General features: G+C 42.2%; 30 protein-coding genes. 20 read left to right on the top strand and 10 right to left on the bottom strand.

All coding sequences use genetic code 11. The features are described from left to right. Nucleotides 1–53 precede the first annotated feature (53 nt). The 5 genes from NYE63_RS27845 (at nucleotide 54) to NYE63_RS27825 (ending at nucleotide 5,381) form a co-directional block, all read left to right on the top strand. Nucleotides 54–1,172: a PRK06851 family protein gene (locus tag NYE63_RS27845; RefSeq protein ID WP_342605882.1), complete on the top strand. Its 1,119-nt coding sequence runs from the start codon at nucleotides 54–56 to the stop codon at nucleotides 1,170–1,172. Nucleotides 1,173–1,338: 166 nt separating this feature from the next. Further along, nucleotides 1,339–2,205, top strand: a complete 867-nt coding sequence (locus NYE63_RS27840) for a Cof-type HAD-IIB family hydrolase (protein ID WP_342603591.1) — start codon at nucleotides 1,339–1,341, stop codon at nucleotides 2,203–2,205. Between the two features lie 27 nt (nucleotides 2,206–2,232). Then, a complete protein-coding gene (locus tag NYE63_RS27835) occupies nucleotides 2,233–3,327 on the top strand; it encodes a PQQ-dependent sugar dehydrogenase (RefSeq protein WP_342603590.1) in 1,095 nt (364 codons plus the stop codon). Nucleotides 3,328–3,737: 410 nt separating this feature from the next. Continuing rightward, a complete protein-coding gene (locus NYE63_RS27830) occupies nucleotides 3,738–4,157 on the top strand; it encodes a MarR family transcriptional regulator (RefSeq protein WP_342603589.1) in 420 nt (139 codons plus the stop codon). A gap of 18 nt (nucleotides 4,158–4,175) precedes the next feature. Then, nucleotides 4,176–5,381, top strand: a complete 1,206-nt coding sequence (locus NYE63_RS27825; protein WP_342603588.1) for an MFS transporter — start codon at nucleotides 4,176–4,178, stop codon at nucleotides 5,379–5,381. Between the two features lie 148 nt (nucleotides 5,382–5,529). On the opposite strand, the gene bshB2 is transcribed toward NYE63_RS27825, so the two are convergent. The 3 genes from bshB2 to pdxK form a co-directional block, all read right to left on the bottom strand. Then, nucleotides 5,530–6,195, bottom strand: a complete 666-nt coding sequence (gene bshB2, locus NYE63_RS27820) for a bacillithiol biosynthesis deacetylase BshB2 (protein WP_214744304.1) — start codon at nucleotides 6,193–6,195, stop codon at nucleotides 5,530–5,532. An 88-nt stretch (nucleotides 6,196–6,283) separates the two neighbouring features. After that, on the bottom strand, nucleotides 6,284–6,631 hold the full coding sequence (locus tag NYE63_RS27815; RefSeq protein WP_063234205.1) for a YojF family protein: 348 nt from the start codon (nucleotides 6,629–6,631) through the stop codon (nucleotides 6,284–6,286). A 124-nt stretch (nucleotides 6,632–6,755) separates the two neighbouring features. Beyond that, a complete protein-coding gene (gene pdxK, locus NYE63_RS27810; protein WP_342603587.1) occupies nucleotides 6,756–7,583 on the bottom strand; it encodes a pyridoxine/pyridoxal/pyridoxamine kinase in 828 nt (275 codons plus the stop codon). Nucleotides 7,584–7,952: 369 nt separating this feature from the next. On the opposite strand from pdxK, the gene NYE63_RS27805 reads away from it, so the two are divergent. The 4 genes from NYE63_RS27805 to NYE63_RS27790 are packed head-to-tail and all read left to right on the top strand — an operon-like array spanning nucleotide 7,953 to nucleotide 10,312. Further along, nucleotides 7,953–8,588, top strand: a complete 636-nt coding sequence (locus NYE63_RS27805) for a molybdenum cofactor guanylyltransferase (RefSeq protein ID WP_342603586.1) — start codon at nucleotides 7,953–7,955, stop codon at nucleotides 8,586–8,588. Next, complete coding sequence (locus NYE63_RS27800) at nucleotides 8,578–9,042, top strand: molybdenum cofactor biosynthesis protein MoaE (RefSeq protein ID WP_063234203.1); 465 nt, start codon at nucleotides 8,578–8,580, stop codon at nucleotides 9,040–9,042. The genes NYE63_RS27805 and NYE63_RS27800 overlap by 11 nt, the downstream gene beginning before the upstream one ends. After that, nucleotides 9,035–9,268 (top strand): molybdopterin converting factor subunit 1, encoded by a 234-nt coding sequence (gene moaD, locus NYE63_RS27795; RefSeq protein ID WP_342603585.1) that lies wholly within the window; start codon nucleotides 9,035–9,037, stop codon nucleotides 9,266–9,268. Before NYE63_RS27800 ends, moaD begins: the two co-directional genes overlap by 8 nt. A 24-nt stretch (nucleotides 9,269–9,292) precedes the next feature. Then, the gene (locus NYE63_RS27790; protein WP_342603584.1) at nucleotides 9,293–10,312 is read left to right on the top strand and encodes a MoeB/ThiF family adenylyltransferase; all 1,020 of its coding nucleotides are present in this window, start codon (nucleotides 9,293–9,295) and stop codon (nucleotides 10,310–10,312) included. Between the two features lie 75 nt (nucleotides 10,313–10,387). Here the strand turns inward: NYE63_RS27790 and NYE63_RS27785 are convergent, their stop codons facing one another. Together NYE63_RS27785 and NYE63_RS27780 are read right to left on the bottom strand one after the other, a co-directional pair. After that, entirely contained in the window at nucleotides 10,388–10,735 is a 348-nt protein-coding gene (locus NYE63_RS27785; protein ID WP_063234200.1) for a general stress protein, read from the bottom strand. Nucleotides 10,736–10,871: 136 nt separating this feature from the next. Beyond that, nucleotides 10,872–12,305, bottom strand: a complete 1,434-nt coding sequence (locus tag NYE63_RS27780; RefSeq protein WP_342603583.1) for a phospholipase D family protein — start codon at nucleotides 12,303–12,305, stop codon at nucleotides 10,872–10,874. 150 nt (nucleotides 12,306–12,455) lie between these two features. On the opposite strand from NYE63_RS27780, the gene NYE63_RS27775 reads away from it, so the two are divergent. The 3 genes from NYE63_RS27775 to NYE63_RS27765 all read left to right on the top strand — a co-directional run bounded on the left by NYE63_RS27775 (nucleotide 12,456) and on the right by NYE63_RS27765 (nucleotide 14,057). Beyond that, nucleotides 12,456–13,136 (top strand): uracil-DNA glycosylase, encoded by a 681-nt coding sequence (locus NYE63_RS27775; RefSeq protein WP_342603582.1) that lies wholly within the window; start codon nucleotides 12,456–12,458, stop codon nucleotides 13,134–13,136. A 271-nt stretch (nucleotides 13,137–13,407) separates the two neighbouring features. Continuing rightward, nucleotides 13,408–13,665: a YwdI family protein gene (locus NYE63_RS27770; RefSeq protein ID WP_076368544.1), complete on the top strand. Its 258-nt coding sequence runs from the start codon at nucleotides 13,408–13,410 to the stop codon at nucleotides 13,663–13,665. A 23-nt stretch (nucleotides 13,666–13,688) separates the two neighbouring features. Further along, entirely contained in the window at nucleotides 13,689–14,057 is a 369-nt protein-coding gene (locus NYE63_RS27765; protein ID WP_098370223.1) for a DUF423 domain-containing protein, read from the top strand. Between the two features lie 74 nt (nucleotides 14,058–14,131). Here NYE63_RS27765 and gerQ read toward each other — a convergent pair whose 3' ends face one another. Next, nucleotides 14,132–14,647 (bottom strand): spore coat protein GerQ, encoded by a 516-nt coding sequence (gene gerQ, locus NYE63_RS27760; RefSeq protein ID WP_342603581.1) that lies wholly within the window; start codon nucleotides 14,645–14,647, stop codon nucleotides 14,132–14,134. 414 nt (nucleotides 14,648–15,061) lie between these two features. Beyond that, complete coding sequence (gene hemQ, locus NYE63_RS27755) at nucleotides 15,062–15,811, bottom strand: hydrogen peroxide-dependent heme synthase (RefSeq protein ID WP_063234194.1); 750 nt, start codon at nucleotides 15,809–15,811, stop codon at nucleotides 15,062–15,064. A gap of 257 nt (nucleotides 15,812–16,068) precedes the next feature. Here hemQ and pta point away from each other — a divergent pair, with 257 nt between their 5' ends. Together pta and NYE63_RS27745 are read left to right on the top strand one after the other, a co-directional pair. Then, nucleotides 16,069–17,055, top strand: a complete 987-nt coding sequence (gene pta, locus NYE63_RS27750; RefSeq protein WP_342603580.1) for a phosphate acetyltransferase — start codon at nucleotides 16,069–16,071, stop codon at nucleotides 17,053–17,055. Nucleotides 17,056–17,089: 34 nt separating this feature from the next. Beyond that, nucleotides 17,090–17,938 (top strand): lipoate--protein ligase family protein, encoded by an 849-nt coding sequence (locus NYE63_RS27745; protein ID WP_342603579.1) that lies wholly within the window; start codon nucleotides 17,090–17,092, stop codon nucleotides 17,936–17,938. A gap of 240 nt (nucleotides 17,939–18,178) precedes the next feature. Here NYE63_RS27745 and NYE63_RS27740 read toward each other — a convergent pair whose 3' ends face one another. Beyond that, nucleotides 18,179–18,925, bottom strand: a complete 747-nt coding sequence (locus tag NYE63_RS27740; RefSeq protein ID WP_342603578.1) for an RsfA family transcriptional regulator — start codon at nucleotides 18,923–18,925, stop codon at nucleotides 18,179–18,181. 291 nt (nucleotides 18,926–19,216) lie between these two features. Here NYE63_RS27740 and NYE63_RS27735 point away from each other — a divergent pair, with 291 nt between their 5' ends. The 3 genes from NYE63_RS27735 to NYE63_RS27725 all read left to right on the top strand — a co-directional run bounded on the left by NYE63_RS27735 (nucleotide 19,217) and on the right by NYE63_RS27725 (nucleotide 21,524). Next, a complete protein-coding gene (locus tag NYE63_RS27735) occupies nucleotides 19,217–19,438 on the top strand; it encodes a DUF1450 domain-containing protein (RefSeq protein ID WP_048683566.1) in 222 nt (73 codons plus the stop codon). 236 nt (nucleotides 19,439–19,674) lie between these two features. Further along, nucleotides 19,675–20,982, top strand: a complete 1,308-nt coding sequence (locus NYE63_RS27730; RefSeq protein WP_342603577.1) for an HD domain-containing protein — start codon at nucleotides 19,675–19,677, stop codon at nucleotides 20,980–20,982. A gap of 32 nt (nucleotides 20,983–21,014) precedes the next feature. Then, nucleotides 21,015–21,524: a hypothetical protein gene (locus NYE63_RS27725; protein WP_034315899.1), complete on the top strand. Its 510-nt coding sequence runs from the start codon at nucleotides 21,015–21,017 to the stop codon at nucleotides 21,522–21,524. Nucleotides 21,525–21,553: 29 nt separating this feature from the next. Here the strand turns inward: NYE63_RS27725 and NYE63_RS27720 are convergent, their stop codons facing one another. Further along, nucleotides 21,554–21,739 carry a 2-hydroxymuconate tautomerase gene (locus NYE63_RS27720; protein WP_034315897.1) on the bottom strand — a complete coding sequence of 62 codons (186 nt, stop codon included), beginning with the start codon at nucleotides 21,737–21,739 and terminating at the stop codon, nucleotides 21,554–21,556. 141 nt (nucleotides 21,740–21,880) lie between these two features. Between NYE63_RS27720 and NYE63_RS27715 the strand changes: the two genes are divergently transcribed. Next, entirely contained in the window at nucleotides 21,881–22,555 is a 675-nt protein-coding gene (locus tag NYE63_RS27715) for a site-2 protease family protein (RefSeq protein WP_342603576.1), read from the top strand. A gap of 41 nt (nucleotides 22,556–22,596) precedes the next feature. Next, nucleotides 22,597–23,106 carry a YwhD family protein gene (locus NYE63_RS27710; RefSeq protein ID WP_342603575.1) on the top strand — a complete coding sequence of 170 codons (510 nt, stop codon included), beginning with the start codon at nucleotides 22,597–22,599 and terminating at the stop codon, nucleotides 23,104–23,106. A gap of 150 nt (nucleotides 23,107–23,256) precedes the next feature. Here NYE63_RS27710 and NYE63_RS27705 read toward each other — a convergent pair whose 3' ends face one another. Continuing rightward, nucleotides 23,257–25,326, bottom strand: coding sequence for a PBP1A family penicillin-binding protein (locus NYE63_RS27705; RefSeq protein WP_342603574.1), 2,070 nt, complete (start codon nucleotides 25,324–25,326; stop codon nucleotides 23,257–23,259). A gap of 207 nt (nucleotides 25,327–25,533) precedes the next feature. Here NYE63_RS27705 and speE point away from each other — a divergent pair, with 207 nt between their 5' ends. After that, entirely contained in the window at nucleotides 25,534–26,361 is an 828-nt protein-coding gene (gene speE / locus NYE63_RS27700) for a spermidine synthase (RefSeq protein WP_053348438.1), read from the top strand.

Here is a 26,361-nt window from a genome sequence, read left to right as displayed (position 1 = left end):
TCATCATACGCTGTCTTGAAGATCACATCTTTATTGTGGGGGAGAGTGTGAAAGTGACAGGAAAAGTGATGAATTATTTTGCTGGAGGCAATACGGCTAAAGGTTTTTATAGTTTATATGATTCCAATTTAACAGGTCTGGAAAGATTATTCATATTAAAGGGCGGACCTGGTTCCGGTAAATCGACCATTATGAAAAAAATCGGCCAAGAATGGCTGGATAAAGGCTATGACATCGAGTATTTACATTGTTCATCCGATAATGATTCCATTGATGGAGTAATCATACCGGCTTTGAAAATCGGAATCGTGGATGGGACCGCGCCGCATGTGATTGAGCCGAAGGCACCAGGGGCCATTGAGGAATATGTCAATCTAGGGTCTGCCTGGAATTCCCAGCAGCTGGCTTCTGAGAGAGCGGCCATCATAAGATTGACGAATGCGAGAAGCAAGAGTTTCGAGAAGGCATATGCCCTATTCGCTGAAGCGTTGAGGATACATGATGAATGGGAAGACATTTATAAGGCAAATATTGATTTCGCTAAATTGAATGAGTTGACCAATAAATTGATAGAAGGCTTTTATAGAGATATCGTCCTTAATAAGAAGTCGGATGTTCGTCACCGATTCTTAGGTGCAGCTACACCAAAGGGTGCAGTTGATTTCATCCCCAATATTACTGAGGGAATACAAAAACGGTACTTTTTAAAGGGACGTCCAGGTTCAGGGAAATCAACGATGCTGAAGAAGATTGCAAAGGCTGCGGAGCAAAGAGGCTTTGATGTGGAAGTATATCATTGTGGTTTCGATCCGCATAGCTTGGACATGGTAATCGTCCGGGAGGCAGGGATCGCCATTTTTGACAGCACCTCCCCGCATGAATATTTCCCGAGTTGTGGAGGGGATGAAATCATTGATATATATAAAACGGCCATCCTGCCAGGAACAGATGAAATATATGCCGATCAGTTAAAGGATGTTTCCACCAGGTACCGGACGAAAATGAATGAAGCGACAGCAAATCTGGCTAAGGCAAAAGAGCTGCATGACGAACTCGAAAAGATTTATGTAAAAGCAATGGACTTTACAGCCATCGATGATATTCAAAGAGACATCCACGAACAAATTATTGAACGGGCACAAGATGTCAATAGTAAAACGATTCTACATTAAAAAAGAAAACTGCACCTATCTTCATTAGGTGCAGTTTATTTATATACATAATAGGATTTTTTAATGACTGAAGTCACTCTAAGAATATATACGGGTTTGTTAAACGTGTTTATCCACGTCCTTTCGGTTAAAATAGGGATTATATTGAAAAAAGGAGCCGGTTGAATTGATAAAGACGATTGCGATTGATATGGACGGAACATTGCTAAACAAAATGCAAAAGGTCAGTGAGGAAAATAAACACGCTATCCAGAGGGCGCAAAGTGAGGGAGTGGAAGTGATCATTGCTACTGGAAGATCTTATGTGGAAGCAAGGTTCGCTTTAGATGAAGCAGGCATCGTTTGCCCTGTCATCTGTGTAAATGGTGCTGCCCTCTTCACAGAGGAAGGAAAGATTGCCGCTTCCAATCCAATGTCAGCTGCCACTGCTAAAATGGTAGCTGGATTCCTCGAAGAACAAGGGATTTATTTCGAAATATATACGAGTCAGGGAATTTATTCTAAAGACTATGAGAACGCAATATCTGTTTTGGTGGATGTATTCGTTACAGCCAATCCGGACATTGACCCTGAGGGCATGCGGAAATATGCGGAGGAGCGTTTACAGCTTGGACAGGTAACTTCCATTTCCGACTATTCCGAGTTATTCGGCCGTTCGAATGAGGAATACTATAAAATTCTCAGCTTCTCAAAGGATTTAACTTTATTAAATCAAATTGCTTCGAAATTGCAAGGACAGGGAGTTACAGTCACTTCATCGGGGCGTGAAAATGTGGAAATCATGAGTGAAACAGCTCAAAAAGGAACGGCACTTGAAACATATGTGAATGGAAAATCCGGCTCGATGCAGGAAACGATGGCTATTGGGGATAATTATAATGATGTATCCATGTTTGAACGGGTAGGTTTGTCAGTCGCAATGGGAAATGCTCCGCTCGAAATAAAAAAACTGTGTGATGAAGTAACAGGCAAGAATGATGAATCCGGTGTAGCGGAGGCCATTTTAAAGGTACTTAAACAGTCAGCCTATTAAACTCATGAATCGAAGGAGGAAAGACTTTTGAAAAGATCGCTCTTATTTTTCCTTATGGTTCCATTGATTTTAACTGGTTGTAACATGAATGATGACGACAGCAAAACCCAGCCGAATCCTGACAAAGAAGTGACGGGCACTTTAGGGGAAGATCCGGATGTGCTGGTAACGAACCTGCATGCACCATGGTCGATTCAGAAGAATGGGGACACAATGTATGTGTCAGAGCGGACAGGAACCATCGTTGAATGGGACAAGGATAAGATGACACGGCAAAAGGTCAACCTTAAAAAGACATTGTCAACTAAAGCGGAAGCTGGGTTGCTTGGATTTTTGCTAGCTCCCGATTTCTCTAAGAGCGGGCAAGCTTTCGCCTATTATACTTATGAAGAAGGCGGCAATTCCATCAATCGAATCGTCGTTTTAGAAAAAAATGATGATAAATGGCAGGAGATGGAGACCTTAATCGACGGAATACCAAGCGGGGACTACCACCATGGCGGCAGGATCAAGATTGGACCGGATGATAAGCTATACGCAACAACAGGTGATGCAAGAAAGCCTGAGATCGCACAGGACATAGATTCTTTAGGCGGGAATATTCTGCGCATGAACCTGGATGGCACCATTCCGAAAGATAATCCTTTCGGGAATTCTTACGTCTATTCATACGGTCACCGCAATCCACAAGGTCTGGCCTGGGATGAGGCAGGACAGTTGTATGAAAGTGAGCACGGAGATTCGGCACACGATGAATTAAATAAAATTAATCCAGGTAAGAACTATGGCTGGCCAGAGATAAAGGGCGATGAGCAAAAACCTGATATGGTAAAGCCATTGATTCATTCCGGTGAAAATACATGGGCTCCTTCTGGCATGGCCTATTTTGACGGAAAGCTCTATTTTGCAGCCTTAAGGGGTGAAGCGCTTGAGAGTTATGATGTAAAGAGCGGAAAACTGACTAATATCATTTCGGGCTCAGGAAGGGTACGTGATGTATTCGTTGATGAAGAATTCCTTTATTTCATAAGCAATAATACGGACGGCCGAGGAAATCCTGATGAAAAAGATGATAAACTTTATCGTTTGCCACTTTCTTGGTTAAAGGGAAATATGCCCTGAAGTTATTAATGAGAAGTTCGGAGATGTGGTATTTGTGTGGTTCAAAATAGTTTTCGGATGAAATCATACCACAACGCAAAGATTAAATATCGGAAGCCTCGCTTTTAATAGCGGGGTTTCCTTTTTGTATATGGCCTCGAAGTAGCGGCCCCAAAGAGCATGGCATGGGCCCGATTTGCCCCTACCATTTCGCCCAAACTCACGAGTATTTGCTCTAAATGCACAGTAGTTCCTCCCCACTCTCAAGTAAAATCCCGAATCTCCTGAAAAGGGTATTTTTTTGTCTCGGAAGCAATGGAGAAGCTGAGGAAAAAGTGTCCATACGATTATTTTCGTTCATCCGATCGCTAGACATTTCTAATGAATAGGTGTATAGTTACCTAGGTAACTAATTTACAGGAGGAATACCTTTGTCCTTTAATAATGGTTTTTTTCATCATAACTTACAATTTTCAAGGTCATTTACCAAAAAGTTAAATGAACAATTAGCCAAGGTTGATCTTTTTCATTCCCAATGGTCGATTGTATATTATCTGAAGCAGTTTGGCTGTTCTACGCTTGTTGAAATAAGCACTTATCTGGATGTGGAGAAACCGACGGTAACGAGGACGGTAAACCGGTTGGAAGAACTTGATTTGATTGAACAAATCCCAGGAAAAGATAAGCGGGAGCGGAGAATCCAGTTAACGGAATCAGGTTTAAGGACTTATCAGGAGGCCAAAAAGGTAGTTGAAGAATTTGAACTTCAATTAATGAGCGGTTTGGCTGAAGAGGATCGAGAGGCAACGTTGCGAACGTTGATTTTCCTGAAGGAAAAATTAAAACAATAGTAAGGAAGAAGGATTGAAATGAATCACAAACCGAAATTGTGGACGAAAGACTTTTTGATTGTCTCGTCTGCGAACTTTTTTTTATTTTTAACTTTTTATGTCTTGATGGTGACATTGACCATTTATACGATGGATAACTTTCATGCGTCGCAAGCACAAGCAGGACTTGCTTCAAGTATCTTTGTTCTCGGGGCTGTGCTTGTCAGACCGATTGCAGGGGAAAAAATCGACAAGATCGGCCGCAGAAAGATGTTGCTTGGCTCGTTGGTTCTATTCCTGATTGCATCCATTGGCTATTTCCTGGTGAATGGTTTATCCCTCTTATTGATCGATCGGCTTATTCACGGATTTGCTTTTGGCCTTGCCACTACGGCAACTGGAACCATTGCTGCAGATATCATTCCGAATGAAAGACGCGGTGAAGGTACAGGTTACTTTGCTATGAGTACAAACTTGGCAATGGCATTCGGTCCGTTTATTGGATTGCTGATAACACAGCATTTCAGTTATTCCATCATTTTCTATGCAGCCTCCTTATTTGCCGGATTTTCTTTAGTTGCATCATTATTCATGAAAGTGCCTGAAGGGGAAAAGGGCGGAGCTTCACCACAAAAAGGATTTAAGATCAGTGATTACTTTGAAAAAAGGGCACTGCCCATTTCCATTTTTATCGGATTTGCCGGATTTACCTATTCGAGCATCTTGTCTTATTTAACGTCTTTTGCAAAGGAAATGGATTTAATGGATGCGGCGAGCTTTTTCTTTGTCGTATTTGCTGTATTCCTTTTGGCGTCCCGTCCGTTTACAGGACGGATGTTTGATGTGAAGGGGGAAAATGCAGTTATTTACCCATCGCTCTTACTATTTGCCGTCGGTATGGTCATCCTCAGCCAATCTCATCATGGTATCACGCTTCTGATTGCCGGTGCCTTTATCGGAGTGGGGTATGGTACGTTCCAATCAAGTTGTCAAGCGATTTCCATTAAGGAAGCCCCATCAAATCGAATGGGATTAGCCACTTCCACGTTTTTTACAATGTATGACTTCGGTATTGGTGTTGGCCCATTCCTATTGGGATTCCTTATTCCATTTACAGGGTTCAAAGGGTTATTCATAGGGATGTCAATCTTTGCATTCGTACTTATTGGCATTTATTACTTGGCACATGGAAAAAAAGCCTCGGCAAGAACGAAAATGCAGCATGAGAAGCGCTTGTCTGCCTAATTTTTTGAACATGATTGTATAAAATGAAGAATTTTGGGGATGCTTATATTATGATTGATTTTCCAAAGTATCCCCCTTTTCTCCGCCTGTAATCGACAGGCGTTTTTTTATGTCATAAACACAGAAAACCGCCTAATTGGCGGTTTCTTTAAAATTTATAGGTCCATAATCGTTCTTTACGGATCCAGTCCAGAAAATCTGCATCCTGATTTTCGAACTTCTCTTTCCAATCGATCACCATTGCCTGCGTTTGCGAACGGTGGGCAGTGAATGTTGCTACCTTTTTTTCTTCGACGGCAGAAATATCATGGATGATGTCAGGTTGTCCCAATTCGTCAATGCAGTTATTCGAGAAGGCGACACAATGCAGTTTAGGTCTCTCTTTCTCTTCCATTCTTTCCACGGCCCGAACCACAGCCCGTGCTGTCGCTTCATGGTCTGGATGGACACTGTATCCTGGGTAAAATGTAATGATCAATGAAGGATTCAATTCATTGATGGCATCGGTAAATAATGAAGTCAGCTTTTCATCATCTTCGAATTCAATTGTCTTATCACGCAATCCAAGCATGCGTAAATCTTGGATGCCAATCGCATTTGCTGCATCGATTAATTCCTTTTTACGAATTTTGGGGAGCGATTCCCTTGTTGCAAATGGAGGGTTTCCTAAATTACGTCCCATTTCTCCTAAAGTTAAGCACAAATAGGTGACAGGAGTGCCCGCTTCTCTATGAAGGGCAAGCGTTCCGGAGACCGAGAAGGCTTCATCATCGGGATGTGGGAATATGACTAATACATGGCGTTCTTTTTCCAAGGTATATTTCTCCTTCCGTTCTACTTACAGTGAGTATGGTTATCGGTGAATGGGAGTTTTCATCGGAAGTATATCAAGCAAGTTGTCATCATTCAAAGGGAGTAGGACTGAGCTGCATGGAGACGGCAAGCTTTCCGGAAAAATCAAGGCCTGCCAATAGCAATCTCCCTTGTTCATCCATTTCGAAGTGGTTAACGCCTTCTGCATATACCCAGCCAATATTGAGCTTCAAGCCGATGCGGTAGGGTCCATCGCCAACTATCTTCCCGTGTTCATACTTTATAAAAGCATTACGAATATAAGCACCTGCCGAAAAGAAAGCTTCATCTACATGAGTGGCATAGGCACCATTTGTCGTTTCAAGGTGAAGATATACATCTTGTCCGGCGAAAGAATCAATGGCATTTTGCACCTCTGTACGGTCTATAGGTTTCATTCTATAATTTCCTCCTTAACTGGGCGGCTAGATAAGCTTTTCCTTCTTTCTATTTTACTAAATAAAAACAAAAAAAGCGAAAAAGGCCGCTCGACGAATTTGAGCGGCCATTATACTTGATGTTTTATTTTTGTGTTTTTTCAGCAATTCCATATTTATGGTATGCACCATGATTGACAGGTCCAACATAGTCATTCATCTTCCAAGAGTGGCGAACCGCCTCGGTAATGAAGTCTTTAGCAACGAGGATAGCCTCACGAGGGCTTTTCCCTTCAGCCAATTGAGCTGCAATAGCTGCAGAAGATGAACAGCCGGCACCATGTGTATTGGTCGTTTCGATTTTCTCGGATTCAAGGATTTCAAATTCTTTTCCATCATATAAAAGGTCGATGGCTTTATCATGATCCAGCTTATTACCGCCTTTGATCAAGACATACTTTGCGCCAAGTGCATGAATCTTTTCAGCTGCAGCTCTCATGTCGTCAATCGTCTTGATAGGCGCAGTTCCCGCTAACTGAGCGGCCTCGAACAGGTTTGGAGTGACTACAGTTGCACGTGGAACAAGCAGTTCGCGCAGAGCTACAGCCGTTTCAGGGTGCAATACTTCATCTTCACCTTTACATACCATAACTGGATCGATAACGACTTTGTCCAGTTTCAGCTCGTCTATTTTACGGGCAACAAGTTCAATGATTTCCACTGATCCAAGCATTCCCGTTTTCATGGCATCAATGCCGATTGACAGGATCGTTTCGATTTGGGCTTCCAAAACTTCGACCGGTGTAGGGAATACATTATGGGACCAGCCATTCTTCGGATCCATCGTCACGATTGTCGTTAAAGCGGACATGCCGTATACGCCGAATTCTTGGAATGTCTTTAAATCTGCTTGTAGACCCGCGCCGCCGCTCGAATCCGATCCGGCAACTGTCATAGCTCTTTTCATAGTCATTATGTGACCTCCTCAGGAGAATTAGATATCGATATTATCAGCATACCAGATAATATGCTATTTTTAGAATATACCAAAATTTCTTTTATGTAAAACTTAGTTTTCACCCTAATATGAGTACCTTAGAGAAGGTAATGGATTGGCCTCGCATAAGTCATTTTTCGGACCTGGGATTCAGGAAATAGGGTGGAGGGGTGGCCTGTTTTTTAGCTTTGTATCCTATTTTCCATCTTTTAATATACAAAGCAAAGTTTGTGTAAGTGTCATTATTTTCAAAGTTGATTTAAAATATTTAAATATAGTGGACTCATTTAGTTTAGCTTTACCGTTAAATGCTGGATTAAACCCAAAAAAGGGAGGGTGATTCTTATGGAATGGACAATGTTGCTTTTAGCTGGTGGGAAATCAAGCCGGATGGGAGTCAATAAGGCCCTCTTGACCATAGGTGGCGTTGTGAACATTTCAAGAGTGGCATCCGAATTGAAAAAGGTGTCAGAAAACATTATGGTCATTACGAATACATTTGAAGAATATCATTTTCTGCAACTTCCGCTAATCCCGGATTTACATAAGGATCAAGGCCCTCTTGGCGGATTGCATGCAGGGTTGACCTCATCGAAAACGGAGCTTCAGTTCCTTGTAGCCTGCGATATGCCATTTGTGAGTGCAGATGCCATAAAGGATATCATTTCCCATTATGAACCTGAATTCGATGCCGTCATTCCAGAAATAAATGGCAGGCTCCAGCCGCTTTTTGCTGTTTACCATAAAAGGTGTCTTCCTGTACTGACGGAGTGTTTATTAAAACAAGAATTAAAAATGAGTCTATTTTTGGAAAAGATTTCGGTGAAAATCATGAAAGAAACTGACTTTAAGTTATATCGCGAGAATCCTGAACATTTTCAATACCTTTTTTTCAATATGAATACGAGGGAAGATTATCAAGAGGCAGGTTATATTGATCAAACTGAATTATATATAAAGGATGGTAGACATGAATTATAATATTTCAAAAGAGCCCATTGTCATCCAGGAAGTGATAGATAAAGTAGTCAAGCGAAATGCAGGTGCCGTCACGACCTTCATTGGTACAGTGAGGGAAATGACGAAAGGGAAAAAGACTCTCTTCCTAATTTACGAAGCGTATGAACCGATGGCTATCAAGAAATTGGAGCAAATTGGATCTGAGATCAAGGAGCGATGGCCTGATGCAGAAACGGCGATCACCCATCGTGTAGGTAAACTTGAAATCACGGATATCGCAGTGGTTATTGCCGTTAGTACGCCACATCGAAATGATGCATATGAGGCAAACAGGTATGCGATTGAAAGAATTAAAGAAATCGTCCCGATCTGGAAAAAAGAACACTGGGAAGATGGGGAGACATGGGTCGGAAACCAGCTGGAAACTGTTCCATATCCAACGGGGAAACCGGAAGAGGGGGATATTGATGATTAATGTACTTTTATTTGCCCAATTGAAAGATGAGCTAGGCAAAGAGACTCTTTCTATAGAAGGAAATGGAATGAGTGTAGCCCAGCTAAAAGGAAAAATGAAGGTAGATTTTCATTTAGAAGGTCTTGAAACCGTGATGACAGCGGTCAATGAAGAATTTGCCGATGATGACACGATTCTATCTGATGGAGATACAGTTGCTTTCATTCCACCAGTCAGTGGAGGCTAAAGCGTTCGGAAGGGAGGGTTCACGGTGAAAGAGCGATTTTCAAGGCAGACTTTATTCGCCCCCATTGGTGAAGGGGGCCAATTGAAAATTATGAAGAAGCATGTCTTGCTTCTTGGGGCAGGGGCTTTGGGATCTGCTAATGCCGAGGCCCTTACTCGTGCAGGAGTAGGGAAGCTTACCATTGTCGACAGGGATTATGTCGAGACCAGTAATTTACAGCGCCAACAAATGTATACGGAACGGGATGTCGATGAGAAACTGCCAAAAGCAGAAGCGGCAAAGCGTCATTTATTTGATATCAATCATGAAGTTGAAGTGAATGCAATCATCATGGACGCAACTGCCCAGAACCTCGAACAGCTGCTTGGTGATGTGGATTTGATATTGGATGCAACCGATAATTTTGAGACACGGATGATTATTAATGATTTATCACAAAAGCTTCATATACCGTGGATTTATGGGGCATGTGTGGGGAGTGTCGGCATGACTTTGACGATCCTTCCCGGACAGACTCCATGTTTGCACTGTTTGCTTAAAGCAATCCCCATTCAAGGAATGACCTGTGACACAGGAGGAATCATATCACCAGCTGTAACGATGGTAGTGGCACACCAAACTGCCGAAGCTTTGAAAATACTTGTTGAAGATTGGGAATCGGTACGGCCTGCACTTGTTACTTTTGATCTGTGGAGAAATCAATACCAAACCGTTAAATTAACAAAAGCGAAAAAGAAAGATTGTCTCTCATGCGGAGAGCAGAGGACATATCCCTTTTTAACAATGGAAAATGCAACGAAAACGGCTGTTCTTTGCGGGAGGGATACTGTACAGGTAAGACCGCCAAAACCTTTGGAACTGCAACTCGATAAATTAGCCAAAGATCTGAACGGCAGCGGCTATTTGGTGAAATTCAATCCATTTCTTCTCTCTTGTGAAAAAAATGGGGAGCGTATAGTCATTTTCAAGGATGGCAGGGCGTTGATTCACGGTACGAAGGACATGATCCATGCAAAGGCCATATACCAAAGAATCCTTGGATAATGAATATAAAAAAACGAGGCTGCCGGTTAAGGTGCCTCGTTTTTTATATTCATATAGGGAAATGGTTATCGGGTATTAGTGTGTAACCCCGTCTTTATTATCTTGTTTGGAAGCAACGATGACTACTTTTCCTTCGTCAAGCACTTCCTCGTAACGTTCTGCCTCCATATCACTAAGGCCAAGGTTGCTCATTCGGTTACGAAGTTCATCTCCTCGTGATTTAAAGAGATTTCCGACGCTATCAAGGAAACCTTGTTCCTTCATGCCTACACCTTCTGTATTTGTATTCTCGGTAAGGTGCTTTGAACGGGTTTTATCATGGGCAAACAAATATACATCGTCTTTCGTATAACCTGATGTAACTAATTCATCGATTTTTTCCTTTGCTTGTAAACCGTTTTCTACTACATGTACTTGATACATATAAACTCCTCCTTGAATTTTAGTAAGATTCTCTTGGATATAGGTAAATGGAATCTTGCTTATTACAGTTGCTTGTTGGCTATAGTAGTATATAACCTTATTTGGGCACTGATAAACATTTATATCGAAGGAAATTTTAGTAAGTGGTGAAGCGGAACACCTTCTGAATGCGGTAGGTCAAGTATTTAAAGACAGGCAGTTTCTTCTGATATTCACTGTAATCCACCGTGTATGTTCCATTTTGATTTGTCCAAAGTCTTTGAAAATAGCTATCGACATCCATGGAAATGTCCGCATCATTTGGAGCATGGATTTCAACATTCGCTTCAAGATTATAATCATCCAGATTGCGTGAGGTATAATTAGCCGATCCTCCAAGGATAACCGTCTCATTAGCCTTTTGGATCATCATCAACTTTGTATGGAACTGTTCTTTATCTGTTTTGTACCAGCGGATCGAGATGTTTTTATCCCCCAATTTTTCGAATTCGGCGGCAACCGGAAGATTGGGAAGTCCGATTTTCTCACTTCCGAAAGCGTTTTGATTCGGATCCAATATCATTTCAATTTTCACACCCCGTTTAGCTGCATCCGTAAATGCCTCGACAACCTCACGATCGGCAATGTAGAACATGGCAAGATGGATCTTGTCACCCTTTTTTGCATCCTTAATTGCTTTAAGGACGTGTTTATTGATTTTACCTTCCGTTAGCAGTTGTACCGATATCGGTCCTTTATCTGCTGATGTCCCTTTGAACTCAGGAAATGACTTTGGTCCTCCCGAGAATTTCGAAGCGGCTTCTTCGGCTTTAACAAAATCGCCGATGATATTCCCATCCATCTGGAACGCAATATTGGAATGGAATCCACTTGCGTCATGAGGATTGGCAGATGAGATGATGGCCGTTTTTTCAGTAGCGACCACTTTTCTGTGATTGGCTTTGATATTCATCAGTCTAAGATAAGAACGCAAGGTGACCTTTGGTGCGCTTTTAGCCATTGGATTCACAATCCAGCCTTTCCCGCTTTCACCGAACCATTGGAAAAAGGTCCGATACACACCTGAATAGAGAGGATTCGGATCACGGAGGCGGTCTAAGTTGGTAACAATGACATCAATTCCATTTTTCTTCATCGTTTCCAATGCCTCTAACTGGTAGGCATTATAGGAAGTATTCACTTCATCAGTAATGAATATAACCTGGAGGTCAGGTTTCTTTTTCTTCTGTTCAACCAGATTATCCTTCAGAGTTTCGGTTAGCTTCGGGAAGTTTATCTTTTCATCATAAAAAGCATTAAACAAAAACATATCGATTACGATATAAGAATCAGCCTCTTCTATGGCTTGATTTATGGTTTGGAAAATTCGCTGCTCATGTTGCAGATCCCCTTGTTCATCGTGATAGGAAAGGTCATAGATGAAATCGATATCCTCGACATGGTGAACCTTTCCTTCATAGGAAACACCATCGGGGAGAGGCTTGTAGCTGTTATAGAAGATTACGAGTGCAATGACGATCAAAATGCTGACAAGCAGATAAAATCGTTTTCTTTTGTACCATTTTTTCATAGGGAATCCTCCAACATAGTTAAATTGCTTGCTAACTTTCTACTTTCCCACTTTTGGGGTATATAGAAACATAAATCGTAATCTATGGAAAAAGGCTAGGATGTAGTTTGATATAATATAGTTTCAAAAAGTGGAGAGGGGCTGTGGCAGATGGCAAAGCAGTTATTAACAAATGATTGGTGGCCTCTATTGAAAGAGGAGTTCAAAAAAGAATATTACCAGGAGCTAAGGGAATTCATAAAGCAAGAGTACAGTCAGCAAGTCATTCATCCGGATCAGGACGATATTTTCAATGCGCTTCACTATACTCCTTATGAAGACGTAAAAGTTGTCATCCTTGGACAGGACCCTTACCATGGCCAGGGTCAAGCGCATGGCCTTAGTTTTTCAGTTAAGCCGGAGGTTCGAATCCCACCTTCTTTAAGAAATATCTTTAAAGAGTTACACACCGATTTAGGCTATGAGGTTCCTGATAACGGTTACCTAGCCGAATGGGCAAAACAGGGAGTGCTCCTATTGAATACCGTCTTGACTGTACGTGAGGGAGAAGCCCACTCACACCGAGGAAAAGGATGGGAAATCTTTACGAATCAAGTTATTCGCCTATTGAATGACCGTCCGAAACCGGTTGTATTCATCCTGTGGGGGAAACCTGCTCAAACCAAAATCCCTTTGATTGATGAAACCCGCCATAAAGTCATTAAGTCCGTACATCCGAGTCCGCTGTCGGCTTCCCGTGGTTTCTTTGGCACCAAACCTTTTTCCAAAACAAATCAATTGCTGATGGAAATGGGGGAATCCCCAATTGATTGGAAAATCTCGAACCGATGATATGGGCAAGAAAACGAAACGGGTGAATTGTATGGCATGCCGTCATTTCTAAATAACTTGGGATCCCAGTTTTCCAAAGGACTGCCGTGCTTTTCAATTTAAAACATCAAACTAGCCTTCTCTTGATGTCTTTCATTCTTCAGGACAGCCATGCTTGGAAATTTCAAGCCAAGGCAATTAAGAGGTAGGAAATATGCAAGGTGTTTTCTTCTCTGATTTTTGCTATGCTAGTTATGATAGTTTTGACCTGTATATAGACGAGGTGGTAAAGTTGGATATTTCATCAAGACAAATGTTAGATAAAATCGAAGAGCTTGTTTTGAAAGCGAAACAGGCAAATTCAGAGGATAAGGTGCAGGGGTATGTAATCGCCATTAAGTCCCTTTGTGAAGTGATGGTGGATGAAAAAGCAGCGAACATCAGCATGCCGAAGCCAATCACATTGACCCAGCCCGTTATGTCGGCTACACCGAATGTAGAACCGGTTAAAATGGATGAGGCCAATGGGGAGTCCTTGTTCGATTTTTAAATTAGGGAAGGGGAGCGAAATAATTGAAACTGTTCATCATTTTAGGTGCATTGAATGGGTTTATTGCTGTGGCACTAGGTGCATTCGGTGCACACGGGCTGGAAGGGAAAATTCCTGATAAATATTTAGAAACCTGGCAAACCGCTGTTCAATATCAAATGTTCCATGCGGTTGGTTTATTGGTAATCGGAATATTGGCTGGGAAGATTTCAAGTCCGCTGATCAACTGGTCCGGCTGGCTTATGCTAATAGGAATTATCCTGTTTTCCGGAAGCCTATTCGTTCTAAGCGTTACGCAAATCAAAGTCCTTGGTGCCATCACACCGCTTGGCGGGGTTTCATTCTTGGTTGCTTGGGTCTTGATGATCATTGCTGCATATAAATACTTGTAAAGAAAAAGTCATTCCAATATAAGAAGAGCCTCAAAATCAAATAGATTCTGAGGCTCTTCTTTATTGGATTTTAATCACCTTGGCGAATAGGTGGTAAGCCCAGTGCCTCCAAATGGATATTCATATTCGATTTCTTCATCAAACGTTATATAATCTAAGTATACCATCGGGATTAAGTATCGTTTTCCCGTTTGAGGATCGCTTATGATTAAGTGATCGCGTCCTGCAGCCTCGATGATTCCTTTGAAGATCTTGGCATTCCATTCCTTGTTGTTTTCAAACGTTGTATAAACAGTGGCCAATTTCCCTTTATTCAAACGCAAGATGTTCTCGATGTACGACTGTTCGACCGGAAGCATGCCGGGTATCTGTGGTCCGGAAGTGGCTGGACTCACCTGCATCGGCACTGGTTGTGGCGTGCCTGCCATAGTGGGCTGTTGTGGCTGGTATGATGGTTGTTGGTATCCTTGCTGTGGGTAACCTTGTTGCTGGTTAGGATTCTGCTGCCTTAGTTCATGCTCATTATTCTCATAGGGGTAATAGGGGCTTCCCCCGTACGGGTAGTTACCATAAGGATTATTTTGTGACATTGCATTCCCTCCTAAATTCAAGGTTTAGTTGATGCTGTGGAATTTGGACAATCCGAGAGTGTGGACTGGGAGAAACTGTGCGATTTATAGCGACCGGTAGTATTGTATATGTTTTCTGGACAATCCCCGGGTGGCTTAAAAAACCACAATGAAAGTTAAGCGATACATAACGGCTGCCGTTCATGATATAAACCATATCCTCTTGCCGGCTAATGAATAGAAGTAACGTTCCTTCACCTCGCTGGAGTCAGGAATTGCCTTGATCAATTTTCCTGAAGCTGAATGGGACTGTGAAAAAATAAATTCATCACTATTGAAAATGTATGGGATGTGGATTGGATTTATTCCACAGCCGGGGAAAAATAAAAAGGAGGGGACGTAAAAAAAGCTTCCGGAAACCGGAAGCCCATCGTCTTATACGTATAGGAATGAAGGTACGTTTTCTTCCGGCAGGATATTGCCTACAAAGAAAGAACCAAATGCAGCGTAACGTGCACTCACTTCATCAAAACGCATTTCATAGATTAATTTTTTAAATTGAAGGACATCATCTGCGAATAGTGTAACACCCCATTCATAATCGTCAAAACCGACAGAACCCGAAATGATTTGTTTTACTTTACCGGCATAACTGCGGCCAATCAAGCCGTGGGAACGCATTAAGCCTTTGCGCTCTTCCATGGAAAGCATATACCAGTTATCATCGCCATCACGACGCTTGTCCATTGGATAGAAGCATACATGTTTCGCTTTTGGAAGTATCGGATAAAGTCTGGAACGGACATGAGGGTTCTGGTAAGGGTCCTCACCATCTCCTCCAGCTAAGTAATTGCTTAATTCCACGACGGAAACGTATGAATAAGCGGGAACTGTATATTCGGCAAGCTTCGTCTTGTTGAATTCGTTTTCAATTGCATTCAATTCTTCCATGGTTGGGCGGGCAAACATAAGCATGAAGTCCGCTTTCTGACCTACGATGGAATATAGGGCATGGCTGCCTTCATTGTCGCTTTGTGTCATATTCCATTTATCCAGTAAACCTTGGAATTCTGAGATGGCCAATTGGCGTTCGTCACTTGATAACGTTTTCCAAGAAGCCCAGTCAATCAGACGGAAATCATGTAAACAATACCAGCCGTCCAGTGTTTGTGCTGCTTCACTCATTACGATCACTCCTAAGTCTTATTATAACTTTAATATAACATAGTTTCAGTATAAGGAAATTTATATCAACCCGCAAACACCATCACTGTTTTTCGGTGTTCAAACAATTTTCAAATTTGCAGATTGGCAGGGTACCAAAGTGGCTGGAAATTACCTGGCTGCTAGAGTATTCTTAAAAGAAGACGACAATGGATTAGCACCGGATGGTTAAACATAGAGAAAACGGGGGAAACGTATCTAAAAAGGAGGATGAGCCAGTGAGTGATTTATTCGAAATATTGGAATCAAAAGTTATGGGGCATAATTTGAAGATTGTTTTTCCAGAAGGGTTGGATGAACGGATTTTGGGAGCGGCAGGAAGGCTTGCCAAGGCTAAACTGGTGACACCGGTATTGATCGGGGACATCGGGTTGATTCAAGAGAAGGCAAAAGATTTGAAAATCTCCCTTGAGGCAATCGAAATATATGATCCGAAGAATTATATTATGATGGATGAAATGGTTGAAGCGTTCGTGAAGGTCCGTGATGGTAAAGCGACAGATGTACAAGCTCGTGAAATATTATTGGATGAGAACTATTTTGGAACCATGCTTGTCCATATGAAACTGGCACATGGAATGGTGAGTGGGGCAACGCATTCGACTGCAGATACGGTTCGTCCCGCCTTAAGGATCATCAAAACAAAGCCAGGCGTCCAAAAAACATCGGGAGTATTCATCATGGTCCGGGATGAAGAAAAATATGTGTTCGCGGATTGTGCTATCAATATAAACCCCAATTCCCAGGACCTGGCTGAAATTGCTATAGAAAGTGCGAAGACTGCACGAATGTTCGATATCGAACCGCGTGTGGCGATGCTGAGCTTTTCGACGAAGGGATCGGCAACATCTCCCGAGACCTTAAAAGTGGTTGATGCTGTGGATTTGGCAAAAGAAATGGACCCTGAAGTCATTCTTGATGGGGAATTTCAGTTTGACGCGGCTTTCGTTCCTTCGGTAGCAAGAAAAAAAGCACCGGATTCCCTTATTCAGGGGGATGCGAATGTTTTTATTTTCCCAAGTCTCGAAGCAGGGAATATTAGCTATAAGATGGTACAGCGCTTGGGTGGCTTCGAAGCGGTGGGTCCGATCCTTCAGGGGCTGAATCGTCCGGTGAATGACCTTTCGAGGGGATGCAGTGAAGAGGATGTATATAAACTGGCTGTCATTACAGCGGCACAGGGGTTTGTGGCGCAGTATCAATAGGCAGCTTGAGGATTAAATGTAGAGGGAGATTCGTATGGGTGAGACAGATTCATTATTAATGCAGCAAGAGTGGAGGATTATTGATCAATCTTCCGTTGGACCTCAGTTTCCTGCTCTGGAGTCCTTTGCGATGGATGATACATTTTGCGCTTCCGTTGGGTCAGGTAAATCAGCGGCAGTAGCCAGGGCATGGGTACACCATCGAACCATCGTCATGGGTATACAGGATACGAAGTTGCCTTTTCTTAAAAAGGGTTTGGAACATTTAGAAGAACATGATTTTCAGGCCATCGTGAGGAATTCCGGAGGGCTGGCGGTCGTGCTGGATGAGGGGGTCCTTAATTTTTCGCTCATTTTTCCTGAAAACGAGCAGAAAATTGAAATCAATCGTGGATATGATGCGATGTGGGAGCTTGTCCAATTGATGTTTTCCGATTTCCCAGTCACGATGGAGGCAAGGGAAATCGTCGGTTCCTATTGTCCTGGTAGTTATGATTTAAGTATAAATGGGCAAAAGTTCGCCGGTATATCCCAACGCAGGATCCGCAATGGCGTAGCGGTGCAAATCTATTTGTGTGTCAATGGAAGCGGGGCTGAACGTGCCAGTCTCGTGAAGGGTTTTTATGATGCAGCTAAAGGAAATGCAGAAACCAAATTCGCTTATCCTGATATCGTCCCTTCGGTAATGGCGTCCCTAACGGAATTGTTGGGCGTGCAATTAAGTGTTCAGGACGTTATGCTCAGATTCCTGCATGTATTGAAGGAACATAGCGAAAGGATATTCTCTGACACTCTTTCCGTTCAGGAATGGCCGATGTATGAGGCATACTTGACAAGAGTGGTGGAACGCAATGATAAAGTTTTCGATGCATTAAAGGATTGATATGAAAGAAGAAGCCGTTCCAGTAATTCAGGAATGGCTTCTTTCATTTAATACGACTTTAGCATTCACTGAAACTGTAAAAGGATTGTATGATAGACAGCGGCGTCATGGGATATATTATTCCTTCTTTCTTAAAACAATGAAAAAAAGAGCCTTGCTGGCTCCTTTTTTCGGATAAACCTGGGCGAAACGGCCTTTGGCATGTGGTTGATCTATATAACAGAACCCCACATTATCTCATTACTCGGCCATTTTTTCCAAATTGCCATTCCGGTCCATCTTGAACTTAGTTGCCGGACGTTCTTCTTCTTCTAACAAGACCAGCTTTCTTGCTCGATTCATGATATTCATCAAAGTTTCATAATCTTCCTGCATTAAGCCGCTGTTTTGTTCTAGATGGCTGATTTTATTCTCCAATTCTTCGTTTCGCTTTTTCAGCCCTTTAATTTCAAGCTTCAATCTTTCATTTTCGGTTTTTAATACTTCGGCTTGAAGCATGCGGCCATTCATAGATTCCAAATAGGCGATTACGGTATCAAGGCTTATGGCCGTTTCCAAAGTTACTGGTGTGTGCTGTGTCTTAGGAGCGAGGGCTTCAGCCACAACGAATTCCTCTGCTGCTTCATAATTGATAGTATCGACTTCGGATTTCAACTCTAGTTCCTCTTCTTGGACATGGGGAACTATTATGTCGGAAATCGTTGGGGACGGCGGTGTATAAAGAAGCCGTTTTTTCCCTCCTTGATCTTTTCCAAGGATCCTTTGCCGCTGCTTACGCTGTTTCTTGGCAAGGGAAAGCGCTTTGTCATAATTATGGCGGACAACCGCATTCCAGCGGAATCCGCATGCCGCAGAGGTGCGATTCAACTTATCTCCTACTTCTTCAAAAGCATTAAGCTGAGTGCTGCCTTCCCTCACATGGCGCAATACCGTTTCTGCCAAAAGCAAATCATCTTCTTCTGTCCAGGCGTCTTGACGAACCTTCATTTCTACATACTCCCTTTCTGGTAACTTTTAAAATAAATAACTATATAAAATATCGTGTGGCAGTGATTTATGGAGTGTTCTACTAGCATTTTGGACAAAATCTGGATTTTTTATACAAAAAGGTTAAAAGGATACTAGTTTTTTGGCTAATTATATCCCTTTCCAGCGGATGCCCTTTCCTTATCACAGCATTCAGCCCTCTTGATATTCATAATTAGAAACGGTAAAATACCCTTTAGTCATATAAATGGATGAAAAATAGTTTGTCATGGAAAGGATGGTGACCGGAGGATGTCCAATGAATTCAGAGTGTGCGATGACTGCTTGGCGGTAAACATTAAAACATTGATCCCGCGTCTTGAAAAGCTTGATCCCGACGCGAAAATTGAAGTGGGCTGTCAATCCTATTGCGGTCCTGGCAGAAAGAAGTCTTTTGCCTTTGTCAATAACCGTCCAGTTGCTGCACCGACAGAAGACGAGTTACTAGATAAAATCAATAAAAAACTAAAGTAAGATCCATGATATATAGGTAGAGTGGATTGTTTGCTTTTGATAAATGGAACAAGTAATCATCACCCAGATTCGACACACTGCGGTGATTTTTTATTTCCTTATTTTCGAGACGAAACCTGATTGAAACTTCCGTTTTCTTACAAAATGACCTCTCTTACTAGCGGGGTGGATGTTAGGGTTTTTTGTCAAAACACGCTATAATGAGTGCATCGAGATTATGAAAAAGAGGGTAGTTCATGGAATATTCCGGCGAAAAATTACAAGAAGAAAAAGTATTCAAGGACCCGGTGCACCGATATATACATGTTCGTGACCGGGTTATATGGGATTTAATAGGGACGAAGGAATTCCAGCGTCTTCGAAGGATCAAACAGCTGGGAACGACTTATTTAACCTTTCATGGTGCGGAACATAGCCGGCTTAGCCATTCGCTTGGAGTATATGAGATTGTCCGGAGAATCGTGGATGATGTTTTCGAGGGCAGACCGGAATGGAAACCTGAGGAACGGTTACTATCCTTGTGTGCAGCCCTTCTGCATGATTTGGGTCATGGTCCTTTCTCTCATTCTTTTGAAAAAGTGTTCGACCTGGATCATGAGCAATTCACACGGCAGATAATCCTCGGCGATACGGAAGTGAATAAGATCCTCCTTAGAGTTGGACGTGATTTTCCTAAAAAAGTGGCAGAAGTCATAGCGAAAACCTATAAAGGCAAATTAGTAGTCAGCCTGATTTCAAGTCAGATCGATGCTGATAGAATGGACTATTTACAGCGTGATGCTTACTTCACTGGCGTGAGTTATGGACATTTCGATATGGAAAGGCTTTTGCGTGTAATGAGGCCAAGGGAAGAACATGCCGTCATAAAACAAAGTGGGATGCATGCGGTTGAGGATTATATCATGAGTCGCTACCAAATGTATTGGCAGGTTTATTTCCATCCAGTTACGAGAAGTGCGGAGGTCATACTTACCAAGATTCTACATAGAGCGAAACATTTATATGAATCCGGGTATGAGTTTGCTCAAGCACCGCACCATTTTTATTCATTGTTCAAGGGAGAAGTGACTTTAACGGACTACTTGAAAATGGATGAAGCGGTGATGCTCTATTATTTCGAAGCATGGGAAGAGGAAAACGATGCGATTTTAAAAGATTTATGCACTCGCTTCGTTAACCGTAAACTATTTAAATATGTGGAATTCCATCCATCGAACAATCAAATGAACAGATTGATGGAGTTAAGGACGCTATTCAAGAAGGCAGGAATCGATCCGGATTATTATCTTGTCGTCGATTCTTCATCAGATCTGCCGTATGATTTTTACCGGCCAGGTGAGGAAGAGGAGAGACTGCCGATTCACTTGCTGAAAAATAATGGCGAAATTCGTGAATTATCGCGTGAATCCGAAATTGTCGATGCAATTTCAGGGAAAAGAAGAACGGATCATAAGTTGTATTATCCAGCGGATTTATTGCGTGATGAATCTACGAAGAAAAATATAAAAAAACAGATTCGAAAGCTTTTGGAGCTATCGGATTAAAGTGGTACATTTTTGGTGAGGAGTGACGAGCCTTGTTTAAGGATCATGCAAACATTATCAATGCAATTTCTACTGCCGGTGAAATCTCGGGTCGGAAAAAATTACAAAAAATCGTTTATATCGCAAAGAAGCTGTCCTTCCCATTTCATGAAAAGTTTCAGTTTCACTTTTATGGACCGTATTCGGAGGAGCTGACCTTACGGATTGAAGAGCTCTGCGAAATGGGTTACTTGAATGAAGTAAGGGAAAAAAAAGCAGGTTATTATCAATATTGTTATTCGATAACGGATGCCGGCCAGGATTTCCTATCCATACAGGAAGTGGAGATGCCGGCACTTGAGGCATGCTTACAGGATATGAACGAACAGAATGCCAGGTTTTTGGAGCTGGTTTCAACGGTATTATACTTTGACACGCTTGAAAAAGAGGAAGTCACCGAGAAAATTTTCACGTTGAAAAGCAAACAAAAATATACGCTTGAAGAAATTGATGAGGCATATGAATATATTGAGCAGTTAAAAACAAAAGCTAAGCCGAATTGATGGCTTAGCTTTTCCCCATTATGTAAATCTTATAAATCGCTTTTACGGACACCGGCTACTGCTAAATGATTTTTTGACATTTCTTCAATGAAAATCGTCACGGCTTCAGCTGGTGCTCCAGTTGTTTCCGTAACGGCTGCAGTCACCTTTTCGACTAAAGCCTTTTTTTGTTCGTCTGTACGGCCTTCAAGCATTTTGACTGTTACATATGGCATCTCTTTTATCCCCCCTTCCTCTCTTATCTTGTAGTGTTTCACAATGGAAAAAGAATTGCAAGACACGGAAGTCAGAGTTTTTTCACTTCTTACACTTTTGATGTATACTAACGGTAATAAACAATGGGGGAGAAGCTATCGATGCAATTTTTTGATCAAATAGAACGGTTTTTGGCTTATCCTTTGGAAAAGCTTCCATATGTCATTGTGTCACTGTTAATCGCCTTTACGGTTCATGAATTTTCCCATGCCTATGTGGCCTATAAGTTCGGTGATCCGACTGCAAAAAATGAAGGAAGAGTCACATTGAATCCGATTTCTCATTTGGATCCGATCGGAACATTGTTGATATTAATAGCCGGGTTCGGTTGGGCGCGACCTGTACCTGTTAATCGTTTCCACTTCAAGAATCCAAAGTTGGCAGGAGTGCTCGTCTCTTTTGCCGGTCCGATCAGTAATTTGATTGTTGCAATTTTAGGGTATTTAATTTTTTACGGGTTGCTTGCGGCAGGCGCTGGACCTGATTTACCATTTTTCGTCGAGCCCTTCTTAAATATACTCATAAATTTAAATGTCCTTTTATTTGTATTTAATCTGATACCGCTGCCGCCGCTCGATGGTTATAGGATCGTCCAGGATCTTGTTTCCGCAGACTTACGGGCAAAAATGACCCAGTATGAACAATATGGCTCCCTGATCTTTTTGATTCTGATCATCACACCGCTGAGTCAATATACAATAAGACCGATTTTGGATACTGGAATTCTATTTGTAGGTGGCACCTTGAGTCAATTTTTTTCACTTTTGTTTTTTTAACCAATAATAAGGAATGACAAACGATAAAGGGGGATACAAACATGGAAGAACAACCAAAGAAAAAGGTAGGCTTCAATATTATAAAAAACGACCCGACAGAAGGTCATGGAGGATATGGAGCAGGGGTTTTAACGCTCGATAATATTTCTCCGGTCATCATCGATGTGGATGCAGGTGAAGCAGAGGTCGATATCGGCGCGATGCATGCAAGAAGTGCAGTGGAAAAAGGGATCAAATTTTTAAAGACTAAAGAGGAAGTCCCGAATGCCAAACCTTACTGGCTTGTTTGGGTAACCATTGAAGCCACTCAAAATGGTCCGCACTATGCAGGTGTGACAGCATGTGAAATGATGGTCGACAGGCCAATTAGACGCGGTTACAAATCGCTTCCGGAGCATGTTAACCGGATGGATAAATCGCTGAAACGACAAATCATCGTCGAGGACATGGACGATAAATCAAAACGTGTGCTTGCAGACTTCCTGAAAAACCATGATGCAGGAATGTGGGAGCGTTCTTCAAATCAGCTGAAGGAGTCATTGACGGTTTGAATTTCGTTTAATGGATGAAATGTTAAGTTTAGTGAAAAATGCACTTGTAGGAAAGCGATAAAATCAGTAAACTTAAAGACAGCAGTTTAGTCACTGTGGAACTAGGACAGAAAAACCCCCGAAGCCGCTGCCGGCTTCGGGGGTTTTTCGTTATCCCCAAGGTTTTAAGACTTTTTTGTACCACGGGGTCTTTTTATGCTCTTCTTCTTTTGGGGCATGTTTCGGATTCTCACCCTTAAAGTGCTCGGCACAGTATTCGACAGGTTCGGTTCCTTTAACATAATAAGTCAATCTTGAGACAGGACAATCCTTTGTTGCCAATTTTCCGCTTACTGGATTCACGTTTACCCCGATTACGTTTTCGGTTTCCTTGAACGATTTTGCCGGTTTCCCTTGTAGGCCCTTTTCCATATAGGAAGCCCAGATTTTCTTTGCATAGCCTTTTTCAGCAGGGATCTCGATCTTTTTGCCTTGATCATATCCAGTCCATACTCCTGCTACAAGCTCCGGTGTGTAACCAATCATCCAGCTATCAGTCGGGGTGGAGCCTGATTTGCCGGCATATGGGCGGGTCAGCTGGGAACTGATGGTGCTGCCGGTCACTTTCGTATAGCCATTTAAGGTTTCATCGAAAACCCCTGTAAGCATCTGGGTCATGACAAATGCCTTGTCCTCATCCAGAATCTGTTCCGGTTTCTCGTTTTCATCAAAAATCACTTCACCTTTTTGATTTTCAACCTTTTTGATAAACACGGGTTCAACCTTCTTGCCGCCATTAGCCAGAATGCTGTATGCGTTCACCATCTCAATCGCCCTTACACCTGACGTACCGAGTGCCAGGGAAGGAACCGCATCCATCTTTGCCGTGATGCCGAAACGATGCGCGGTATCGACCAATGACTGTTCCCCAAGGAACAAGTGCGTTTTTACGGCGAAGATATTATCGGAAAGAGCAATGGCCTGAGCCATCGTAATTTCGCCTTCCGCATATTGATGATTGTAATTATGCGGTGTGTAAGATGAGTGACCATCATCAAAAGAAAATGTAGTTGTCTCGCTTTTTAAGGTGGTGGACGGTGTGAAACCATTCTCCAGCGCTGAATAGTATAGCAATGGCTTAATTGTGGAACCAGGCTGGCGAACGGCCTGTGTAGCTCGATTGAATGGCGACTCGGAATAATCTTTACCGCCGACCAGCGCACGGACCTCCCCGGTATCCGGATCCATTGCCACTATCGAGGCTTGAATGCCTGAAGACTTGGGTATGGTATTGGAAAGAACCTCTTCGGCAGCGTCCTGCTGGGTTTCGTCCAGTGTGGTATAGACCTTAAGCCCGCCCAGCTCAATCGTCCGGTCATCTAAATGTAGCTGAGATTTTAAAGCTTGCTTGACGGCATCCTGAAAATAGGGAGCGGTCTTATTGGTGACCGTTCCGTGCTCACCCTTTAATGTTAGGGATGTTCGCAACGCTTCCGCAATATTTTTTCCTGAAATGTAGTTTTTGCTTTTCATGGCTTGCAGGACAACTTTCTGCCGTGATTTCGCTTTTTCAAAGTTATCCAATGGAGAATAGTTTGACGGCCCTTTTGGTATTCCGGCCAGCATGCTCGCTTCAGGAAGAGTCAAATCCTTGGCATCCTTACCAAAGTAATATTGACTTGCAGCTTGGGCTCCATATGCGCCATGGCCGTAGTAAATCGTATTTAAATAGCCTTCTAGAATTTCCTTTTTGGAGTAGTTCATTTCTAAACGTATCGTATAAAAGGCCTCATTAAGTTTACGCGACCATGTTTTGTCATGCCCAAGAAACAGGTTCCTGGCATATTGCTGGGTAATGGTGCTTGCCCCCTGGACTTTGGACATTGCCTTAATATCAGCAAGGATGGCACCGCCGATCCGCTTTATATCAAATCCATAATGAGTGTAAAATTGACGGTCCTCAACGGCGACAGTCGCTTTGATGAGCTGTGGTGAAATTGACTCCATTCCGGCCCAATAACGTTTCTGGCCATTATCCGTTTCACCGATCACATTTCCATTATCACTATAATAGAGAGTGGACTGCGGCACGACCAAAGGAGGCGGACCTAATATTTTTGCATAAATCAGTAAAGAGAGAAGCAATACAAAGAGTATTGTGAGCCCGATTGTGGCAAGGATAATGAAGGCCCGTACATATTTAGTTGTCCTTTTAAATCGTTCGCTTGGAATCAATTCCATTGCTTTCACCTCTCTTATCACATAAGAATCTATCATCTATTACTATTATGGAAAAAAAAGAAAATTTTAAACATAAGAACTGCATTTAAGAAATTTATCTTGCAATTCTGCTAGATTCGTCTATAATTTTTCTAGCTAATGACTATACCGATTTTGGGGAACCTATAAGGTGACTGACAATATGAAATGGAAAAGGAGCGTTAATAAATGAGCATTTGGTTTACTGAAAAACAAACAGAGAACTTTGGTATTACGATGAAAGTGAATCGTACTTTACATACGGAGCAAACTGAGTTTCAAAAGCTTGATATGATTGAAACGGAAGAGTGGGGCAATATGCTATTGCTGGATGACATGGTAATGACTTCACAGCGCGATGAATTCGTTTACCATGAAATGGTAGCCCATGTTCCTTTATTTACCCATCCTAATCCAGAAAACGTTTTGGTTGTAGGAGGAGGGGACGGAGGAGTTATCCGTGAAATCCTGAAACACCCAAGCGTAAAAAAAGCTACATTGGTGGATATCGATGGGAAAGTCATCGAATACTCAAAGAAATTCCTGCCTGAAATTGCAGGCATGCTTGAAGATCCGCGTGTAGACGTACAAGTTGGGGATGGCTTCATGCACATCGCAAAAAGTGAAAATGAATATGACGTGATCATGGTTGACTCAACTGAACCTGTCGGACCTGCTGTCAATTTATTCACAAAAGGTTTTTATGCCGGGATTTCCAAAGCTTTGAAAGAAGATGGGATTTTTGTGGCACAATCCGACAATCCTTGGTTTAAAGCGGACTTAATTCGTGATGTACAACGTGATGTGAAAGAAATATTCCCTATCACCAGCCTTTATTTAGCGAATATCCCAACTTATCCAAGCGGCCTTTGGGCGTTCACGATTGGATCGAAAAAATATAATCCATTAGAAGTGACTGAAGACCGTTTCCATGAAATAGAAACGAAATATTATACAAAAGAACTTCATAAAGCAGCTTTCGTTCTGCCTAAATTCGTTCAAGATTTAGTGAAATAA

Source organism: Peribacillus sp. FSL E2-0159 (genome assembly GCF_038643155.1).
GTDB lineage: Bacteria > Bacillota > Bacilli > Bacillales > DSM-1321 > Peribacillus > Peribacillus simplex.
The sequence above is the reverse complement of the archived record's forward strand: the minus strand, read 5'-3'. Positions and strand labels throughout refer to the sequence as shown.

Coding starts and splice junctions, on each gene's coding strand:
- NYE63_RS27825 (WP_342603588.1), top strand. CDS start 4,176: ATGAATCACAAACCGAAATTGTGGACGAAAGACTTTTTGATTGTCTCG.
- NYE63_RS27815 (WP_063234205.1), bottom strand. CDS start 6,631: ATGAAACCTATAGACCGTACAGAGGTGCAAAATGCCATTGATTCTTTC.
- pdxK (WP_342603587.1), bottom strand. CDS start 7,583: ATGACTATGAAAAGAGCTATGACAGTTGCCGGATCGGATTCGAGCGGC.
- NYE63_RS27805 (WP_342603586.1), top strand. CDS start 7,953: ATGGAATGGACAATGTTGCTTTTAGCTGGTGGGAAATCAAGCCGGATG.
- NYE63_RS27800 (WP_063234203.1), top strand. CDS start 8,578: ATGAATTATAATATTTCAAAAGAGCCCATTGTCATCCAGGAAGTGATA.
- moaD (WP_342603585.1), top strand. CDS start 9,035: ATGATTAATGTACTTTTATTTGCCCAATTGAAAGATGAGCTAGGCAAA.
- NYE63_RS27785 (WP_063234200.1), bottom strand. CDS start 10,735: ATGTATCAAGTACATGTAGTAGAAAACGGTTTACAAGCAAAGGAAAAA.
- NYE63_RS27780 (WP_342603583.1), bottom strand. CDS start 12,305: ATGAAAAAATGGTACAAAAGAAAACGATTTTATCTGCTTGTCAGCATT.
- NYE63_RS27775 (WP_342603582.1), top strand. CDS start 12,456: ATGGCAAAGCAGTTATTAACAAATGATTGGTGGCCTCTATTGAAAGAG.
- gerQ (WP_342603581.1), bottom strand. CDS start 14,647: ATGTCACAAAATAATCCTTATGGTAACTACCCGTACGGGGGAAGCCCC.
- hemQ (WP_063234194.1), bottom strand. CDS start 15,811: ATGAGTGAAGCAGCACAAACACTGGACGGCTGGTATTGTTTACATGAT.
- NYE63_RS27745 (WP_342603579.1), top strand. CDS start 17,090: ATGGGTGAGACAGATTCATTATTAATGCAGCAAGAGTGGAGGATTATT.
- NYE63_RS27740 (WP_342603578.1), bottom strand. CDS start 18,925: ATGAAGGTTCGTCAAGACGCCTGGACAGAAGAAGATGATTTGCTTTTG.
- NYE63_RS27735 (WP_048683566.1), top strand. CDS start 19,217: ATGTCCAATGAATTCAGAGTGTGCGATGACTGCTTGGCGGTAAACATT.
- NYE63_RS27730 (WP_342603577.1), top strand. CDS start 19,675: ATGGAATATTCCGGCGAAAAATTACAAGAAGAAAAAGTATTCAAGGAC.
- NYE63_RS27720 (WP_034315897.1), bottom strand. CDS start 21,739: ATGCCATATGTAACAGTCAAAATGCTTGAAGGCCGTACAGACGAACAA.
- NYE63_RS27715 (WP_342603576.1), top strand. CDS start 21,881: ATGCAATTTTTTGATCAAATAGAACGGTTTTTGGCTTATCCTTTGGAA.
- NYE63_RS27710 (WP_342603575.1), top strand. CDS start 22,597: ATGGAAGAACAACCAAAGAAAAAGGTAGGCTTCAATATTATAAAAAAC.
- NYE63_RS27705 (WP_342603574.1), bottom strand. CDS start 25,326: ATGGAATTGATTCCAAGCGAACGATTTAAAAGGACAACTAAATATGTA.
- speE (WP_053348438.1), top strand. CDS start 25,534: ATGAGCATTTGGTTTACTGAAAAACAAACAGAGAACTTTGGTATTACG.